The organism is Microbacterium sp. zg.Y909 (assembly GCF_024626565.1).
Window position 1 is genome coordinate 1 of sequence record NZ_JANJFJ010000072.1, and the last position, 16,048, is coordinate 16,048.

Consider the following 16,048-nt stretch of genomic DNA (forward strand, 5'->3'; position numbering starts at 1 on the left):
AGCGAGTACTGCGCGTGGTTGGTGTCCTGGTACTCGTCGACCAGGATGTGGCGGAACCGCCGCCGGTACACGTCGGCGACGTGCGGGAAGGCGCGGAAGAGATACACCGTCTGGGCGATGAGGTCGTCGAAGTCGAAGGCGTTGGCCCGCCGCAGCGACTTCTCGTAGTCGGCGAAGACCTCGACGAAGACCCGCTCGGCGGGGTCGCTCATGTTGGCCTGGCGCGCGTACGACTCGGCATCCGCCAGCTCGTTCTTGAGCTTGGAGATGCGCCCCTGGACGGATGCCGGGGTGAGCCCGAACGCGTCGGCCTCGTGTTCCTTGACCAGGCGCTTGATGAGCGCGCGCGAGTCACCGGAGTCGTAGATGCTGAAGGAGTTCTTGAAGCCGAACTGCTCCGCCTCGCGGCGGAGGATGCGCACGCACGCGGAGTGGAAGGTCGAGATCCACATGCCGCGGGAGGCCTCGCCCACGAGCTGCCCCACTCGCTCGCGCATCTCACCGGCAGCCTTGTTGGTGAAGGTGATCGCCAGGATCTGGCTGGGCCACGCCTCACGGTTGCGCAGCAGCGACGCGATGCGGTGGGTCAGCACCCGGGTCTTGCCCGAGCCCGCGCCCGCGACGATCAGCAGTGCGGGGCCGCGATAGGTGACGGCGCGGCGCTGGGGCTCGTTGAGGCCGCGCAGCAGGTCGTCGTCCTCCCGCGGTCCGGCGTCGCCGACGACGATCAGAGGGGCGGATGCCGCGTCGCGCGCGGCCGGAGCAGGGTCGGTCATGTCCCATCAAGTCTAGGCGGGGGTGCTGACATCCGGCCGGGCGGCTGCACAGCCGACGGTGCGAGAATCGACCCGTGCGCACCCTGCTGAACATCATCTGGCTGGTCCTGGCCGGCTTCTGGCTGTTCCTCGGCTATCTGGCCGCAGGCGTCGTCCTGTGCGTGCTCATCGTGACGATCCCCTGGGGCATCGCGTCGTTCCGCATCGCGCTGTATGCGCTCTGGCCGTTCGGGCGCACGGTCGTGGTGAAGCCCACCGCGGGCACCTGGTCGTTCCTCGGCAATGTGATCTGGGTCATCGTCGCCGGCGTCTGGCTCGCGATCGGGCACATCGTCTCGGGCGTCGCGCTGTGCATCACGATCATCGGCATTCCGCTGGGCATCGCGGACTTCAAGATGGTGCCGGTGTCGCTCGCGCCGCTGGGCAAGGAGATCGTCTCCACCCGGCAAGGTGCGTTCGACCGCGCCGTCGCGCGCTGAGCGTCCGCCGCCGCGCGCCGCGCGCGTCACGCGCCGTCACACGTCGCCACCGGCCGCAACATGCGAGGCCGGTGTCGGCGCATCCGCCTAGCGTGGGGGCATCGCGGCGATCCGGGTGGTCCCGGGCACCGGCTCATACCCGGGAGCGTTGCGGGTTCGACTCCCGCCGTCGCGTCTATCCGCGCAGAGTCACGCCTCAGCGCGCGAACTCCGCCGTCCAGGCACAGCACGGCGCGACCACCGTGCTGCGGGATCGGGAGACTGCAGGCGCCGACACCGCGTCGATCCTCCGTGGGAGCACGGGCGGGAGGAGCGCCTCGACCGCGCCCGGCTGCGCATGGCGCGGCCCGGCCAGCGCCCACTGCTCGTTCAGCCGAACGACGGCGAGCGGATGCCCTTCGGAGATCGCGATCCCCACCTCGAACTGGAGGGATGCCAGGAGAGCTGCGAGGGTGACCTGCACCTCCGCCTCCGACGCCTCGCGGGACCGCAGCACGCCAGCCGGCGAGCGCAGCTCGGGGCGACTCGAATCCCGGAGGAGCGCGCGCAGATTCGTCCGCATCGCGACGATCGCCGCCTCGGGGTCGGCATGGTGCTCCGCCAGCGCGATCGCGACAGCCGCGAGGCGGGGATCCGCGGCGATGAGCGGCCGCACGCTCTCACGCAGGGCCTTGCGCTCACCCTGGAAGAGCCGGCGGACCCCGCGCGGGTGACGCAGCCCCGCGCGCACCACGGGAAGGTCGTCGAGCAGCCCCACGGCCTCGTCGAGCGGAGTGAGCGCGGGCACGCCCTCGGGGATGTCCGCGACGAGGTTGTCGTAGCCGAAGTCACCGTCGCGCGTGTAGAGGAAGACGTCCGCCGCCACCTGTCCTGACGACCGCGGCACAAGCGCGAGGTCGATCGGCCCCACCGTGGGCCGGGTGCTGGTGACGGCACGACTGTTGCCGGCGGTGGCCAGGACGCTCACGCGGGCGTGCGCGGTGGAGGTGCGCACGGGCAGCGCGCGATCGACGACGGGATCGAGGTGGAGCTGGGCGCGGGCGCTGACGATGTCGGCGAACCCATCCGCGGTGACGTCGACGCCCCGCGGTCTCGCGTGGATCGCGTCGGGCGACGAGAAGCCGGCGGCTCGGGCACGACGCCAGAGGTCCGGCATCCGACTGCGGTGATGCTGCGGCTCGAGCATCCGCTCGAACATCCAGAGCATCCGCCCGGCGCCGCGTTCGGGGTGGGGGGACAGCTGCCACCAGGTCATCCGGCGCGCGAGGTCGCCGGCGACAGCGGGAGCCCAGGTGGAGGCCTCCGCATATCCGAGAGCCGCGACCCATGCCAGGTAGCGCGGCATGTCCTCCGCCGCGCGGCGGAACTCCGCCATCGACACTCCCAGCGGCGGCGTCTCGCGCATGCGCCCAGGGGCACGCAGCACGATCTGCGCCGCCGCCATGCACACCTGCGCGCCGAACCGATCGGCCGCGCGTGCGGTGACCCGCGGCGACCACCCTGCGAGCAGCTGACCGACGTACCCCCCATAGGTGCGCTCATTGACGGGGCGGTCGCGCAGCGTGGCCGCCGCGCTGGCGACCGTCTGCACGACGAGCTCTTCGGCTTCGTCCGCGTTCGCCGGCAGGGGGAGCGCGGCGAGCAGCCGCCGCATCTCCCCCGCCGAGTCGACGTCGATCATGAGGCGGGAGGTGAGCAGGCCGATCTCGGTCGGGGCGAGCCGGCCGTCGGTCTCCGACGCGAAGCCGCGCCGCAGCAGGTCGTCGATGACGCCGTCCAGATCGACACGCGCACGGTTCTGGGCGAACGCGAGCGTCTGCTCGAACCAGGCGCGCGCGCTCGTGCGGTCGACGACGGATCCGAGGAGGAGCTCGGCGAGGATCGCGTCGCCGAGCTGCCCGGCGATCCGGCTGGTTGCCGCGTACCCGTCGCTGAATCTCGACGCCCATGCCGATTCCTCGGCCCTCGGGACCAGCATGAATCCGAACCCCTCGGATTCCTGCCCGGCCCTGCCCGCACGCCCGAACATCTGCTGCGCCTGGCTGACCTCCAGCGGCGTCATCCCGAGCTCCAGGTCTCGGATCACGACGAACTTCGCGGGGGTGTTCACCCCCGTCGACAGGCCCGACGTCGCCACCAGCACACGCAGGGCACGCGTCCGGAACGCGTCCAGCGCGCGGCCCGAATGCGGCGCATCACGGAAGTGAATGCCGATGCCTCGGCGGAAGCATGACTCGACCACCGTCTCGAGGTCGACGCCTCGGTAAGGCACCCCCGCGGCGCGGGCAGCCGTGCGGACGACGGCCGCCTTGCTCCCGCAGAACACGACCGCGCTGGAGGATCCCTTCTCGGCCGCCCGGGGAGACGAGCTGCCCAGGTCCTCGCCGATCAGGCGTCGCAGGAGCGGCAGGACGACCTCGTCCTTCGCGGTCTCGTAGTCCTCGCGCTTGCCTCGCGTCGGGACGTCGTACGGAATGAGCCGGGTCGTCAGCGCCGTCGGGCGCCACGCGGAGCGCACGAGGTCTGCGTGGAACCACGCCGCGAGCTCTTCGGCGTTCGAGACCGTCGCCGACAGTGCGACGATGCGCGTGCCGCCCCCGGCGACACGCAGCCGGGCGATGAGCGACTCGAGCGTCGCGCCGCGGGCGGGGTCGCCCACCAGATGGACCTCGTCGATGATCAGGCATCCGATGCGGCTGATGACGTCCTTCAGCGACGCCCGCCGGTAGAGCGCCTCGAACTTCTCGGTGGTCGCCACCCAGAGCTGCGCCTGGCGCACCGCATCGCTGGACATGTTCGTCTCGCCGGTCAGCTCGACGGTCCGGATGCCGTGCGCGCTCCACCGCCGGGCGATCTCCGCCACTTCCGCCGCGAGGGCGCGGGCGGGGAGCAGCCACACGGCGGGCTTGCCGTCCGAGACGATCGATCGCAGCGCGGCAGCCTCACCGATGAGGGTCTTGCCCGAGCTCGTCGGCGCGACGACCATCACGTGGCCCGACGTGGACAGGACCACAGGCAGAGCCCGCGACTGGAGCGGGTTCACTCGGTCGAAGGAGTCGAGGTATTTGCGCAGCTCCGGCGGGATCAGCGCCGAGGCGGGAGTCCAGGACTCCTCACCCTGTGCCGCAGCGGCGTCGGTCGATCCCACGAGCAGACCGGCACCCTCGCCGCCCTTCGACAACCGTCGAGGTTCCCCAGCCAAGCCCACTCACGCTCCCCTATCCCAAAAAGCGTACAAGCCGCGAGCTTTCCCCTCGCTGCCCGCCGCGTTCTCGCGCGTGCGCTCGCTCCCCACGCTCCGGTCGGCATCGACAGCGTCGGCCCTGACCGACCGGCTAGCATTCCGGGATGACCAACTCGACTCCGATCGACGACGTCCCGGTCGGGAGTGAGATGATCCGCCTCGGGCAGTTCCTGAAGTTCGCGGGGCTCCTCGACTCCGGCGGAGACGTCAAAGAGGCCATCATCGACGGCGAGGTGACGGTCAACGGCGAGGTCGATCGGCGTCGAGGACGGCAGCTGCATCCCGGTGATGTCGTCGGCTTCGCCGGGCGCCATGTCCGCGTCCAGCGCTGAGGCGCCCACGCCTTCTGCGCGCAGAGGAAACCTGCATGCCTTCTCCCGGTGAACTGATCGCGCCCAAACGCCTCGGCCGCGACTTCCGCTGGCTGCTCGCGTCGTCGTGGACGAGCAACATCGGCGACGGCATCGCGCTGTCGGCGGCGCCGCTGCTCCTTGCATCCCTCACGTCCTCGCCGCTGCTCGTGGCAGCCGGAGCGATGATGCAGTACCTCCCGTGGCTGCTCTTCGGCCTGTTCGCCGGTTCCGTCGCCGACCACCACGACCGTCGACGGCTGGTCATGCTGGCCAACGGTTCGCGGGCCGTGGTCGTGCTGGGGCTCGTCGCCTTCCTCGCCACCGGCCACGTCACCGTGTGGGTCGTGCTGGCATCGGCGTTCCTCTACGGCACCGCGGAAGTCTTCGCCGACACCGCCGGGAGCACGCTCATGCCGATGCTCGTGCGGCCGGGCGACTTGGGCGTGGGCAACGCCCGAATGCAGGCCGGGTACCTCGTCGGCAACCAGCTGGCGGGTCCGCCGCTGGGCGCGTTCCTCTTCGCCGCCGCATCCTTCTGGCCCTTCCTGCTGCAGATCCTGTGCGTGAGCCTGGCCGTGGTGCTGATCTCCCGGATCGCCCTCACCCCGGTTCCGGCGAAGGACGAGTCGACGGCGGATGCCCCGAAGGTGCATCCGATCCGCGAGGGCCTGGAGTGGCTGCGCGCCCACCCTCCGGTGCGCACGCTCATCGTGATCATCCTGGTGTTCAACGTCACCTGGGCCGCGCCCTGGAGCCTGCTCGTGCTCTACGCTACCGAGCATCTGGATATGGGCGCCGTCGGCTTCGGCGCGCTCACGACGGCCTCCGCCCTCGGCGGACTCGTGGGGACCGTCTGCTTCGGCTGGCTCGAACGCCATCTGTCCTTCGCGACACTCATGCGCGTCTGCCTCTCGCTCGAGGTGATCATGCACCTGGCGTTCGCCCTCACGACGATCCCCGCGATCGCCTTCGTGATCATGTTCGGGTTCGGCATGTACGCGTTCGTCTGGGGCACCATCTCCACCACCGTGCGTCAGCGGCTGGTCCCCCTGCACCTGCAGGGCCGCATCGCCTCGGTGAACATGGTCGGCATCTTCGGCGGACTCGTGATCGGGCAGCTGCTCGGCGGACTGATCGCCGAAGGCTGGGGACTCACCGCCCCGTGGTGGTTCGCGTTCGCGGGCTCGGCGGTGACGCTGCTGCTGGTATGGCGCTCGATCTCGCACATCGCGGCTGCGCCGCCGGCTCTGGATGAGCCTGGCTCCGCTGCCCGCTAGAACGGAGCGTGCTCTTCGGCCGCGGCGAGGGCCATGAACTCCAGCACCCGGCGGGGGATGTCGACGTAGACGCGTCCGGTGGGGCTGGTCCATTGGAGGATGCCGTCTGGTTTCTGCACGACGCTCCAGGCGGTCCCGTGTTTGACGGGGTGATGTCGTCCGGGGCCGAGGTTGGCGAGGTTGGTGACCCGGGTCGGTCCGCCGCGGGCGGCGTCGATCGTGTGGTCGCCGTCGCACAGCCGGGCGGGCCTTCGACACCCGGGGAACCGGCAGTGCTCGTCCCTCGCGTCGAGGAGCCTGCGCATCTGCACGCTGGGCCGGTAGGTATCGACCTGCATGACAGCCCCCGTGGCCGGGGAGGTGAACAACCGCTCCCAGACCTCGGCGGTCGTAGCGAGGTGCCGGGCGGTGTCGGGGTCGATGGGCCCGTACCCCACGAGTTCGGCGGGTTCGGTGCCTTCACCGGTCAAGGTCGCCGCGGGGATGGTGATCTGCACGTGTGCGGTGATCGTCGCGGTCTCGGGGATGCTGCCGGAGGACGCCGGGGCGGTGGCGTGTCCGGTGAGGAGCAGGTCGGTGAGCACGTCGGCGCGGACCTGGTCGGTGGTGCGGTGGTCGGTCGCGATGACGTCGGCGGTGCCCTCCGTGCCCTCGCCACCGGCTCCCGCAGCCCGCGCGGCCCGTGCCGCTGCGACGATCTCCCGGGCGTGCGCTGTGAGCCGGTCCTTGATCGCGTATGCCAGCGGTGCGGGCAGCACCGCCGCCAGTTCCGCCATCCCGTCGTCGAGGTCCCGCACCCACACCCGCCGCCCGGCGGTCGCTTCCGCGTGCCGTTCTTCCAGCGGCACCGGGTCGAGCTTCTGCGCCAGCATCAGGATGATCGGTTTCGCCCGCCCCGGCGTCTCCCGCTCCGCCACCACCAGGGCGGCCTGCTCGAACCGGGCCCGGGCGCCGGGGTCGCTGATGCGGGCGCCGGCATCCTGGATCACCCGCACATGCGCCACGTCGATCCGCCCCGCCTCCAGCGCGGCCAGCGTCGCCGGGAACCCCTCCACCAGCACCGCCGCGTCACGCATCCGCTCCTGCATGCCCCGGTCCGACCGGCGCAGCACCGCCGCGAGCTCGGCCGCCATCGCCCGCCGCGGCATCTCCCGCTCCCGCCCCTCACTCGACGGCACCCGCGCGGTCTCCTCCGCGGCGATCGCCTCCGCCCGGGCCAACCACTGCAGCTCTTCCGCCTGCAGCGCCGCGATCGCCTGGCGCGTGTCTTCCACACCGGTGATCACCGCGCCGTGCGAGGCAGTGGCGATCGAGGTGGCGATCGAACCGGTGGCCGGGGAGGTGTTCATACCCCTGATTCTGGCGACCCCCTCCGACATTGAAGGGCGAGAAATCCCAGACCAAACGGTCATTGTGGATAACTCGGCACAGCTCGACCCGGGGAGGAGGTGGCGACCCGGGCACCCAGGCCGTCAGGCCGGTTCGTACTCCTGCACGAACTCACCCAGGGAGTCCGGCGTCGGCAACTCGACCCACAGCCGGCTGCTCTCGGTGTCGGCACCGACACCGTTGACGACCGCGGCGCCCCCCAGCCGGTCCAGCAGCGGCGCGATACCCGCCGCCCGGGAGGAGGAGACATAACCGACCGCGCGCCCGCGGGCATAGACGGCGATAGCCGACTCGTCCCGCTTGTTGCGCGGTTCGCGGCGCAGCACGTACATGCGGTCGCCGACGCTCATGCGTTCGTGGTCGTGAGCCCGGTATTGGGTGCCCTCGACCCGGGCACGGCTGGATTCCAGCCCGCGCAAGTCGGGGAGGGAGGCGTGCTCGTGGGCGCTCATCGACAACAAAGAGCGAACGCGTTCCCACCAGACAGACATTCGATCACCGTATCGGCCGCCGCTGGGAGACCGCCTGGCCCGGCAACCCGTGCTCCGCCGCCGACGCCCGCCCGCCGCAAACCCGTCACCCCGTGGCGGCAGCGCGCCCCAGCCCCGCGACCCGGCGCAGCCGCTACCCCTACTCCCCCGGCAGCTCCGGCGTCGTGGTGAACCCGACGAGCTTGTGGGTGCCGTCACACCAGGGCTTGATCGCCGAGACGCCGCATCGGCACAGGGCCGCGGTCCGCCGCGGCTGGCGGATCTCCTCCCCTGCCTCGGTGCGGTAGGTCACCGCGCCGCGCACGATGAGCGGTCCGTCGGGGTAGGCGGTGATGGTGGTCTCGTCCGCGGTCATGTCGTCCTCCTGAGGGTGCGCAGCGGCGTCGCCGCGCGGTGGATGCGTCCGTCGCGATAGCGCACGCCGCCGCGAAGGCGCTGCAGCACGGCGATCCAGACGGTGAGGGAGCGCTCGAGCGCCCAGGGCAGCGCCCACAGGCAGTCGGAGACGCGGAAGTGCGCCCGCCCGCCGGCGCGCGCCCGGCCGACGGCGGCGAGCGCGACGACCGTGCCGGCGAATACGGCGATCCCCCGCGCGTCGCGGGCGCGCACCAGCGAAGCGACGGCCGGCAACAAGGCGAGCTCCCGCAGCAGCCGCGTCGGCTGTGCCCAATCGTCGTAGGCCTGCCGCACCCGCTGCTCCCAGAACCGGCGCACGTCGGCCGGGCGGCGGGCGACGTACAGGTCGGATGCCACGTCGACGCGCCCGCCGCCGGCGCGCACGGTGCGCTCGAGCTCGAGGTTCTCGAACAGCACGTCGGTGTCGTACCCCCGCGCCGGCAGCGCGCTGCGACGCAGCGCGACCGTGCCGGAGAAGTCCCCGCCGAGCGCCCGGTTCACGAGCGACCGTCCGGTGTCCCAGCGCGCATGCCACGGTGCGGGCTCGAAGACGTTCTGCAGCCGCACGAATGCCGCGCGCTCCAGCCGGTCGAGCACCGCGGCGAGCCCGGCGCGGTCGTAGCGCACGTCGTCATCCGCGATGACGACGTTCTCGTGACGGGACAGGCGGATGCCGGTCATCGCGCCGCGGGCCTTGCCGTTGCGGCCGGGCACGACCGGGGCGACATGGCGCACGAACGGCCACGCCTCGCGGTGTGCGGCGAACGCCGTGGCATCCGAGCCGTCCACGACCGTGACGTCGATGGCGCCGGCCAGCTCCCGCAGGTACGCCGTCTGCTCCGCGAGGTCGGCATCGTCGTCCCACCGCAGCGGCAGCACGTACTCGCCGTTCAGGCGCGGGCGGTCAGGGGGAGGCAACGAAGCCCTCGCGCAGGGCCGAGCGGCCCTGCTTCCAGGCCTGCAGGATGTGGTCGCCCGCCCATCCGTCGACGGTCAGGCATGCCGCGGCGCCGAAGAGGATGTCGGGGAGCAGCTCGGGCTCATCCTCGGCGAGCGCTCCGGCCAGGTCACGGCCGGCGATCTGCTCGTGCACGGCGTCTGCTTCGACGTGCTCGTCGAAGTACGCCGTGACATCTGCGCCGAACCCGGCCCGCCGGAAGCCGTCGGCGTAGTGCTTGTTGGGTATGGACGACGTCATCTCGAACGCGGCCAGATGGCCGACGATGGCTCCGCGCAGGCGCCGGTTCAGCCCGAACATCGACATCATGTTGAGGGATGCCAGGGTGACCGCCGGCACCGCGTCGACGTAGGCGCCGTAGGTGTCGTCGAGCCCTGCCCCGCGCATCGCCTCGGCGAAGATGCCGGCGTGGGCGCGCGCGGCGTCGCCGCTGCCGTACTCGTCGAACTGGATCTCCATGAGCGCCGCCTTCGCGCGGCCGGTCAGGCGGGGGATCACCCAGGAGTGCGGGTCGGCCTCGCGCAGCGTGTAGATGCTGCGGTGCATGAGGAACTCGCGCAGCTGCTCCACCGACGCGCTCTTGGCGACGTGGCGCGCGAGGCTCGGCCCGGGCGTCGGGGCGGTGAAGGCGAACAGCAGCCGCGCGACGGCGTCGGCGGTCGCGACATCGGGGGCTTCTGGGGCCTCGACCGCAGTGCGCAGGCGCGCTTCGAACGCCACCTCGAGCACGCGCCGTGCCCCCAGCAACTCGGTGTCCCACTCCCGAGACTCGGGGAGACCGCCGAGGGATCCGTAGTGGAGCGCATAGAGGAGGAAGAGCGACAGCTGCACGTCGTCGTCGCGCACGACGTCGTCGGCCGCGTCGACGGCTGCCACCGCGCGGGCGGCGACGCCCGCGGCATCCTTCGCCGGGTCCTCCAGCAGCTCCGCGATCGCAGCGCTCAGCGGTCCGCGTGCGGCGGGGCGGTGGTGAATCTGGGTCTGCGCGGCGGCGTGCAGCGTCATGGTGGTTCCCGTCTGTGAAAAGCGACGAGACACAGCTTCGCCTGGCACGCCGCACCCCTGCATCGGCTTGACGACCCCTCACCGGAGCGCTATCACCGCCGTCCTGCGGGGGTCAAGCCCGTGGCTCCGGGGGCCCAGGCCGATCAGCCTGGCGACATGGCCGCTCCCGCCCGCTCGCGCACCGAGATCGCCCCCGGCGTTCACCGCCTCACCCGCGCCGACGTGAACTGCTACCTCATCCGCGATGCCGCCGGCATGACGCTCATCGACGCGGGTCTACCCGCCATGTGGCGCGATCTCGTCGCGCTCCTGGCCGAGTTCGAGGCGGAGCCGTCCGACATCGACGCCGTTGTGCTCACCCATGGTCACTTCGACCACGTCGGCATGTCGCGACGCCTCGTCGATGGCCACGGCGTGGCCCATCACGTGCACGAGCTCGACCGCCGCCTGGCGCGGCATCCGTATCGCTATCGCCACGCCGCCCCACGCTGGGTCTACCCCTTGCGGCATCCTCGCGCCATCCCGGTGATCGCCCGCATGACCGCCGCCGGAGCCCTGAATGTCAGAGGCATCGAGGCCGCGGGGACCCTCGTTCCAGGAGTGCCGCTGGGGGTGCCCGGGGCCCCGGTTCCGGTGTTCACGCCCGGGCACACCGAGGGGCACTGCGCGCTGCTGCTCCCCGGCGCCGGTGTGCTGCTCTCGGGCGATGCGCTGGTGACCCTCGACCCCTATACCGGCGCCGTCGGCCCGCGCATCGTCGCGAATGCGGCGACGGCTGACCCCGACGCCGCACTGGCCTCGCTCTCAGCCCTCGCGGACACCGGCGCCCGCACCGTGCTGCCCGGGCACGGCGAGCCGTGGACCGCCGGCGTGGTAGCGGCGGTCGAACACGCGCGACGCGCCGGCGAGGCGTGACACGGGTACTCCCGCGCGGGCCCCGCGTCAATCCCTTCGCCGCCGCCGCGCCGTGCCCCTAGCGTCGACGCCACTGATGCCCGATCGAAAGAGGAGCAGCATGGACACGGACAACTCGCACCCCAGCCAGGCCGAAGGCGACGACCCGGACCGCCCCTCGGAGCAGTCCGGGACGGACGACGCGATGGGTCACCCCTCGCAGGCCGAAGGCGACGACATCGACGCGGAGACCACCGACTCCGAATGACGCAGTGACGCCGCTCAGCCCCGTACCTCTGCCGGCCCGCACAGCTGCACGATGCGGCTGAGGTGGCCGGCCACGGCGAATGCCGAGTCGGGCTGGGCGGTGTCATCCGTCTGCGCGACGACCGCTCGGGCATACCGCGTGACGGCCGCCGAGGCCCGATCTGCAGCGTCGGTCATCGCATCCGCTGACGCGCCCGCCGCGAGCAGGTCGCCGCAGTCGCGCAGCGCAGCACTGAGCTGCCGATCACGCCCGCGGCCGCCCTCCTTCGTCACCTGCGGTCGCCGGGCCAAGACCTCCGTCACCTCACGCGTGAGGAGCGTCGCCCGCTCCAGGGACGACCAGGCGCGATCGTTCTGCTCCTGCTCCGTCGCCCGACGACGCCCCCGCGGGTTGCCCCGCACGCTGCGTCCGGCCTCACCCACCCCCGCTGCCACGGCCCCGGCGAGCGACGCCAGCTCGTCGGACTCGCGGTCGAGACGCTCGCGGTCGACGCCGCCCGCTTCGACGTCGTCGGCGAGCCTTTCCAGGCTGAGCGCGAGCCGCTCGCGGAGGGCCGTCAGCTGCGCGCCCGCCTCGCGCAGGTACAGCGGCGGCAGCAGCAGGTAGTTCGCCGCGATCCCCACCAGCACGCCGAAGGCCATCGTCAGCAGGTATGACAGGGAGAACTCATCGGCGTGCCCCCCGCCGAGCAGCAGCACGAACAGGCCCGCGATGGCGATCCAGTCGCGCCCCGCCCCGAGGCCCTGGATGCCGCCGAGGGCGACGCCGGCGCCGATGACCAGCGCGATCGCCGCGACCGCCGGCGCGCCGGCGGTGACGGCGGCGAGCCCGCCGAAGCCGAGGACGATGCCCAGCGCCAGTCCGCCGAGGGCTTGCACACCCGCACGAGCGGAGTCCGCAACGGTCGGGTACATGCTCACCAGCACCCCCATGGGGGCGTAGTACGAGTACTCCGCGTCGGCGAAGGGCACGGCGGGTGCGAGATACCACGCGACGGCGGCGGCCACGGCGGTCTTGGCTGCCAGCACGAGCCTTGACAGCGCGACGACCTCCCCGCCCGCCGAGCGCAGGCGGCGTCCGACCGCCGCGCGACCGGGCGCGATATTGCCGGTCAGACGACCCCGCGCCCCCGCGTCACGAGCCGAGGTCCTGGCTCTCGATCTCGAGGGCGACGTCGTCTTCTTCGTCGAACGGCACGGGCCGTTCGTCATCGAGCTGGGGGTCTGCGAACAGGCTCTCGACGGCCGGATCGACGGGGCGCTCCTCGTCGGGCAGGTCGGGCAGGTTGTTGCTCATGGCGTGCTCCTCTCCTTCGCCAGGATCGACGACTGCGTCGCCGACCGCATCCGGTTGACGATCCGCTTAGCGCAAGCTACGCCTCTCGGAGGCTCCGTACAGGTTCATCGTGACACCATTGTTACGTACGCGCCGCGACCGAAGAACTCCGTGGCATCCCTCGCGCCGACCCGACGGCGCCGATCCGCGGGCTCCTCGAGCCCAGAGGCCATCGTTTGACCGAGCACACCACTTCCTCCAGCCCCACCCCTGCTTCCACGCGCCGATCCGCCCGCATCGCCGCCGCACGTGCGGCCCGGGAACGGTGGACGATCCTGGTGACCGGGCGGGCGGCGGACCGCACGCCCGGCTCCGGCCGACGCGCCCTCCACGCCGCCTTCGCCGTGACCGTCGTGGTGAGCCTGGCTGGAACCACCGCCATGCCGGCCGCCGCCGTGACGATCCACGACGTGTCCGACACCGCTGCGCAGCCCGCCGACACCTCCGTCGACCGGGGTCGAGGCGCCGCCGACGACTCCTCCACGCTGGTGACCGCCTCCGACGCAGTGGCACCCGAAGAGACACAGTCGCTCGTCGTCGCCTCGGAGTCCGAGGCCGTCGCCCTCGACCGCCTCTCCTACGCCGCCACGACGCCCGAGGAGATCGCTGCGGTCAAGCAGGCCGAGGAGGCCGCGGCGCAGGCTGAGCGCGCCCGGCTCGCCGCCGCGGTCACCAACGGCCAGCTGGCAGCGGTCACCGCCGCCATCCCCGCCGGCGGCGGTGTCGTCCGGCCGCTTCCGTACTTCAACAACTTCGGCACGCCCTATGCGGGCCACCGCGGCGTGGACTACATGGTCGGTGCCGGCACCCCCATCATGTCGATCGCCGACGGCGTCGTGATCGAGTCATCTGAGAGCGGCCCCGGCTGGGGCGTCTACGTCAAGATCGCGCACAACATCAACGGCGTGAGTGTCACCTCGCTGTACGCCCACATGACCTACGGCACCCGCACGGTGCAAGTGGGCGATCGCGTGTCCGCCGGCCAGGTCATCGGGCAGGTCGGCGAGACCGGCCGCGCGTTCGGGGCGCACCTGCACCTCGAGATCCAGGTGAACAACGGCTACGTCAACGGCGAGAGCTGGCTCATCGCCCACGGCGCCTGACACACCGCGCCTGACACACCGGATGCCGCCCGTCGCCCTCTCGCGACCGGCGGCATCCGTGCGTGCCCGTCGGTCAGGCGATGCGGGTGCCCCGCGGCAGCGTGCGGGCCGGGGTGCGCGTGCGCCGGTAGGCCCACGCCATCAGTCCGCCGGCGAGCAGCAGCTGCACCCCGAGACCGACGAACCAGCTCGGCACCGTCTCGGCGATGATGTCGCGCGGCGTAGTGTCGTCCCCTGTCGACGGCGCACACTCGTCGTATCGCTGCTCCAGCTCGGGCGGCTGCTGGATCGAGCGCACCACGAGCTTGAGCTGCCCGAAGAGGTCGACCGGCCAACCGCCCCGCTCGAACTGCGTCGGGATCGCGTCGGCGAGCACGACGAACGGGTTCGCCGCGAGCACCCACCACACGGTGTCGGGCCGCGGGATCTCGTAGACGCTCGTCTCCCACTCGTCGGTGCAGGTCACGCCGCCGGCCTCGGTGTACTCGACGACCCGATACGACGACACCACCTCGCTGCGCACGCTGAACGCGACGAGCCCCACCGTGATGGGTGTGCCGATCACGAGCGCTGCCACCACGAGGTAGGTCGTGGCGACCGAGAAGAGCGGCCGGGCGAGGATGCCGCTGAGCGCCGTGCCGAGCGCCGCCACCACCCCGATCTCGACGATGAGCACGGCGAGCGAGACGATCACCGTCACGGGGCTGACGCCGCCCGCGAGGGTCGCGACCACGAGGAAGGGCGCCGCCACGACCGCGAACGCCAGGCCCGTCGCCCACGCGGCGAGGAACCGCCCGAGCAGGATCTCGCCCGTCGTGGCGAGCGTCACCTGAACCGGGGCGAGGGTCGCGGAATCCCGGTCGCCGTTGATGGAGTTGCCGCTGAGCGTCGGCGACACCAGCAGAGCCAGCAGCAGGGTGATGAGGACGACCGTGGAGTAGATCCCGGCGCCGCGGTCATCGCTGCCGCCCCAGGCCAGGAAGGCCAGTGCGGTCACGCCGACCAGCAGCACGGCGAACACCCCGAGCAGCACATACCAGGCGACCGACCGCATCCGCTGGATCAGCTCGAGACGGACGAGGACACCGATGCGCCGGCCGTTCATGCTGCTCCTCCCGGGGCGCCCGGCTGCTCGCGCAGATCCAGGAACGTGTGCTCGAGCATGCCGGTCGCGGCGGAGAACTCCGCCACCGGCAGTCCCCCGGCGACGAGGGCGGCGAGCCCCCGCGCGGCATCCGCGTCGGAGGCGAACCCGACCAGCACGTCGCGCCGGTCGGTGGGGAGGGTGCCGGCATCCAGCCCCAGCGCGGCGGCCACCGGCAGCACGGCGGCGACGCCGTCGCGGTCGGCCAGGCGGATGCGCCACGTGCGCGTGCGGGATGCCGCGACCGCCACCCGCTCCGAGCTCACCGTCTCACCGGCGACGAGGAACACCGCGTCGTCGATCACCTCTTCGAGCTCCGAGAGGATGTGGCTGGAGATCAGCACGGTGCGCCCCTCGGCTGCGAAGCGCCGCAGCAGCACGCGCAGGTCGATGCGGGCCTGCGGGTCGAGACCTGAGGCGGGCTCGTCCAGCAGCAGCACCCGCGGGTCGTGCACCAGCGCGCGCGCAAGGCCCAGCTTCTGCTTCTGCCCTCGCGAGAGCACCCGCGCGGGTGCGTCGGCGAGGCCCTCCAGCCCGAGGTCGCGCAGCAGCTCCGCCGCGCGCGCCTTCGCCTGCGGCCGCGGCAGGTCGTAGAGCTCCCCCGTGACGGCGATCGTCTCCCGAGCGGTGAGCGAGGGCCAGGCGCCGAGGGCGTCCGGCATCCAGCCGAGAAGGCGCCGCGCGGCGGCGGGATCGGCGACCGGGTCGACGCCCCCGATCCGCACCTCGCCGGCGTCGGGGGCCAGGAGCGAGGCCAGCATGAGCATGAGGGTGGTCTTGCCGGAGCCGTTGGGGCCGACCAGGCCCGTCACCGCCCCTTCGCGGGCTTCCAGCGTCACGTCGCGCACGGCGTGGACGTCTCCGAACGACCGTCGGACGCCGCGCGCCACTATTCCGGGTGTGGTCACGAGCGTCACCCTAGCGGAGCGTCGCGAT

17 protein-coding genes and 1 tRNA gene are annotated in these 16,048 nt (G+C 72.0%); 7 read left to right on the forward strand and 11 right to left on the reverse strand.

Features of this window, described 5'->3' with window-relative positions:
• Positions 1-776 (reverse strand): ATP-dependent helicase (locus NQ160_RS07665; RefSeq protein WP_257514627.1); only part of this gene is annotated, 776 nt, incomplete at its 3' end.
• Positions 777-850: 74 nt separating this feature from the next.
• Here NQ160_RS07665 and NQ160_RS07670 point away from each other — a divergent pair.
• A complete protein-coding gene (locus NQ160_RS07670; RefSeq protein ID WP_257514628.1) occupies positions 851-1,255 on the forward strand; it encodes a YccF domain-containing protein in 405 nt (134 codons plus the stop codon).
• A 102-nt stretch (positions 1,256-1,357) separates the two neighbouring features.
• A tRNA-Met gene (locus NQ160_RS07675) sits at positions 1,358-1,430 on the forward strand.
• 21 nt (positions 1,431-1,451) lie between these two features.
• Here NQ160_RS07675 and NQ160_RS07680 read toward each other — a convergent pair.
• Positions 1,452-4,436: a DEAD/DEAH box helicase gene (locus NQ160_RS07680; protein WP_257514629.1), complete on the reverse strand. Its 2,985-nt coding sequence runs from the start codon at positions 4,434-4,436 to the stop codon at positions 1,452-1,454.
• Between the two features lie 167 nt (positions 4,437-4,603).
• On the opposite strand from NQ160_RS07680, the gene NQ160_RS07685 reads away from it, so the two are divergent.
• Positions 4,604-4,831 (forward strand): RNA-binding S4 domain-containing protein, encoded by a 228-nt coding sequence (locus NQ160_RS07685; protein ID WP_257514630.1) that lies wholly within the window; start codon positions 4,604-4,606, stop codon positions 4,829-4,831.
• Positions 4,832-4,866: 35 nt separating this feature from the next.
• Entirely contained in the window at positions 4,867-6,129 is a 1,263-nt protein-coding gene (locus NQ160_RS07690; RefSeq protein WP_257514631.1) for an MFS transporter, read from the forward strand.
• On the opposite strand, the gene NQ160_RS07695 is transcribed toward NQ160_RS07690, so the two are convergent.
• The 5 genes from NQ160_RS07695 to NQ160_RS07715 form a co-directional block, all read right to left on the reverse strand.
• Positions 6,126-7,478, reverse strand: coding sequence for an HNH endonuclease signature motif containing protein (locus NQ160_RS07695; RefSeq protein ID WP_257514632.1), 1,353 nt, complete (start codon positions 7,476-7,478; stop codon positions 6,126-6,128). The two genes, NQ160_RS07690 and NQ160_RS07695, sit on opposite strands and share 4 nt — an antisense overlap.
• A 123-nt stretch (positions 7,479-7,601) precedes the next feature.
• Positions 7,602-7,970, reverse strand: a complete 369-nt coding sequence (locus tag NQ160_RS07700; protein ID WP_257514633.1) for an HIRAN domain-containing protein — start codon at positions 7,968-7,970, stop codon at positions 7,602-7,604.
• 178 nt (positions 7,971-8,148) lie between these two features.
• Positions 8,149-8,364 (reverse strand): CDGSH iron-sulfur domain-containing protein, encoded by a 216-nt coding sequence (locus NQ160_RS07705; protein WP_257514634.1) that lies wholly within the window; start codon positions 8,362-8,364, stop codon positions 8,149-8,151.
• Positions 8,361-9,323, reverse strand: coding sequence for a glycosyltransferase (locus NQ160_RS07710; RefSeq protein WP_257514635.1), 963 nt, complete (start codon positions 9,321-9,323; stop codon positions 8,361-8,363). Before NQ160_RS07710 ends, NQ160_RS07705 begins: the two co-directional genes overlap by 4 nt.
• The gene (locus NQ160_RS07715) at positions 9,310-10,368 is read right to left on the reverse strand and encodes an iron-containing redox enzyme family protein (protein ID WP_257514636.1); all 1,059 of its coding nucleotides are present in this window, start codon (positions 10,366-10,368) and stop codon (positions 9,310-9,312) included. The genes NQ160_RS07710 and NQ160_RS07715 overlap by 14 nt, the downstream gene beginning before the upstream one ends.
• 156 nt (positions 10,369-10,524) lie before the next feature.
• On the opposite strand from NQ160_RS07715, the gene NQ160_RS07720 reads away from it, so the two are divergent.
• Together NQ160_RS07720 and NQ160_RS07725 are read left to right on the forward strand one after the other, a co-directional pair.
• On the forward strand, positions 10,525-11,283 hold the full coding sequence (locus NQ160_RS07720; RefSeq protein ID WP_257514637.1) for an MBL fold metallo-hydrolase: 759 nt from the start codon (positions 10,525-10,527) through the stop codon (positions 11,281-11,283).
• A 100-nt stretch (positions 11,284-11,383) separates the two neighbouring features.
• Complete coding sequence (locus NQ160_RS07725) at positions 11,384-11,530, forward strand: hypothetical protein (RefSeq protein WP_257514638.1); 147 nt, start codon at positions 11,384-11,386, stop codon at positions 11,528-11,530.
• Between the two features lie 14 nt (positions 11,531-11,544).
• Here NQ160_RS07725 and NQ160_RS07730 read toward each other — a convergent pair whose 3' ends face one another.
• Both NQ160_RS07730 and NQ160_RS07735 read right to left on the reverse strand, forming a co-directional pair.
• Positions 11,545-12,558, reverse strand: coding sequence for an FUSC family protein (locus NQ160_RS07730; protein ID WP_257514639.1), 1,014 nt, complete (start codon positions 12,556-12,558; stop codon positions 11,545-11,547).
• Positions 12,559-12,664: 106 nt separating this feature from the next.
• Complete coding sequence (locus NQ160_RS07735; protein WP_257514640.1) at positions 12,665-12,826, reverse strand: hypothetical protein; 162 nt, start codon at positions 12,824-12,826, stop codon at positions 12,665-12,667.
• Between the two features lie 215 nt (positions 12,827-13,041).
• Between NQ160_RS07735 and NQ160_RS07740 the strand changes: the two genes are divergently transcribed.
• The gene (locus NQ160_RS07740) at positions 13,042-13,968 is read left to right on the forward strand and encodes a M23 family metallopeptidase (RefSeq protein WP_257514641.1); all 927 of its coding nucleotides are present in this window, start codon (positions 13,042-13,044) and stop codon (positions 13,966-13,968) included.
• A gap of 73 nt (positions 13,969-14,041) precedes the next feature.
• Here the strand turns inward: NQ160_RS07740 and NQ160_RS07745 are convergent, their stop codons facing one another.
• Both NQ160_RS07745 and NQ160_RS07750 read right to left on the reverse strand, forming a co-directional pair.
• Positions 14,042-15,073, reverse strand: a complete 1,032-nt coding sequence (locus tag NQ160_RS07745; protein WP_257514642.1) for an ABC transporter permease — start codon at positions 15,071-15,073, stop codon at positions 14,042-14,044.
• On the reverse strand, positions 15,070-16,020 hold the full coding sequence (locus tag NQ160_RS07750; RefSeq protein WP_257514643.1) for an ABC transporter ATP-binding protein: 951 nt from the start codon (positions 16,018-16,020) through the stop codon (positions 15,070-15,072). Before NQ160_RS07750 ends, NQ160_RS07745 begins: the two co-directional genes overlap by 4 nt.
• Between the last annotated feature and the right edge of the window lie 28 nt (positions 16,021-16,048).

What these genes read in the sequence shown, in the direction of transcription:
- NQ160_RS07685 (WP_257514630.1), top strand. Translation starts at nt 4,604, where the DNA reads ATGACCAACTCGACTCCGATCGACGACGTCCCGGTCGGGAGTGAGATG.
- NQ160_RS07690 (WP_257514631.1), top strand. Translation starts at nt 4,867, where the DNA reads ATGCCTTCTCCCGGTGAACTGATCGCGCCCAAACGCCTCGGCCGCGAC.
- NQ160_RS07695 (WP_257514632.1), bottom strand. Translation starts at nt 7,478, where the DNA reads ATGAACACCTCCCCGGCCACCGGTTCGATCGCCACCTCGATCGCCACT.
- NQ160_RS07700 (WP_257514633.1), bottom strand. Translation starts at nt 7,970, where the DNA reads ATGAGCGCCCACGAGCACGCCTCCCTCCCCGACTTGCGCGGGCTGGAA.
- NQ160_RS07705 (WP_257514634.1), bottom strand. Translation starts at nt 8,364, where the DNA reads ATGACCGCGGACGAGACCACCATCACCGCCTACCCCGACGGACCGCTC.
- NQ160_RS07715 (WP_257514636.1), bottom strand. Translation starts at nt 10,368, where the DNA reads ATGACGCTGCACGCCGCCGCGCAGACCCAGATTCACCACCGCCCCGCC.
- NQ160_RS07720 (WP_257514637.1), top strand. Translation starts at nt 10,525, where the DNA reads ATGGCCGCTCCCGCCCGCTCGCGCACCGAGATCGCCCCCGGCGTTCAC.
- NQ160_RS07725 (WP_257514638.1), top strand. Translation starts at nt 11,384, where the DNA reads ATGGACACGGACAACTCGCACCCCAGCCAGGCCGAAGGCGACGACCCG.
- NQ160_RS07735 (WP_257514640.1), bottom strand. Translation starts at nt 12,826, where the DNA reads ATGAGCAACAACCTGCCCGACCTGCCCGACGAGGAGCGCCCCGTCGAT.
- NQ160_RS07745 (WP_257514642.1), bottom strand. Translation starts at nt 15,073, where the DNA reads ATGAACGGCCGGCGCATCGGTGTCCTCGTCCGTCTCGAGCTGATCCAG.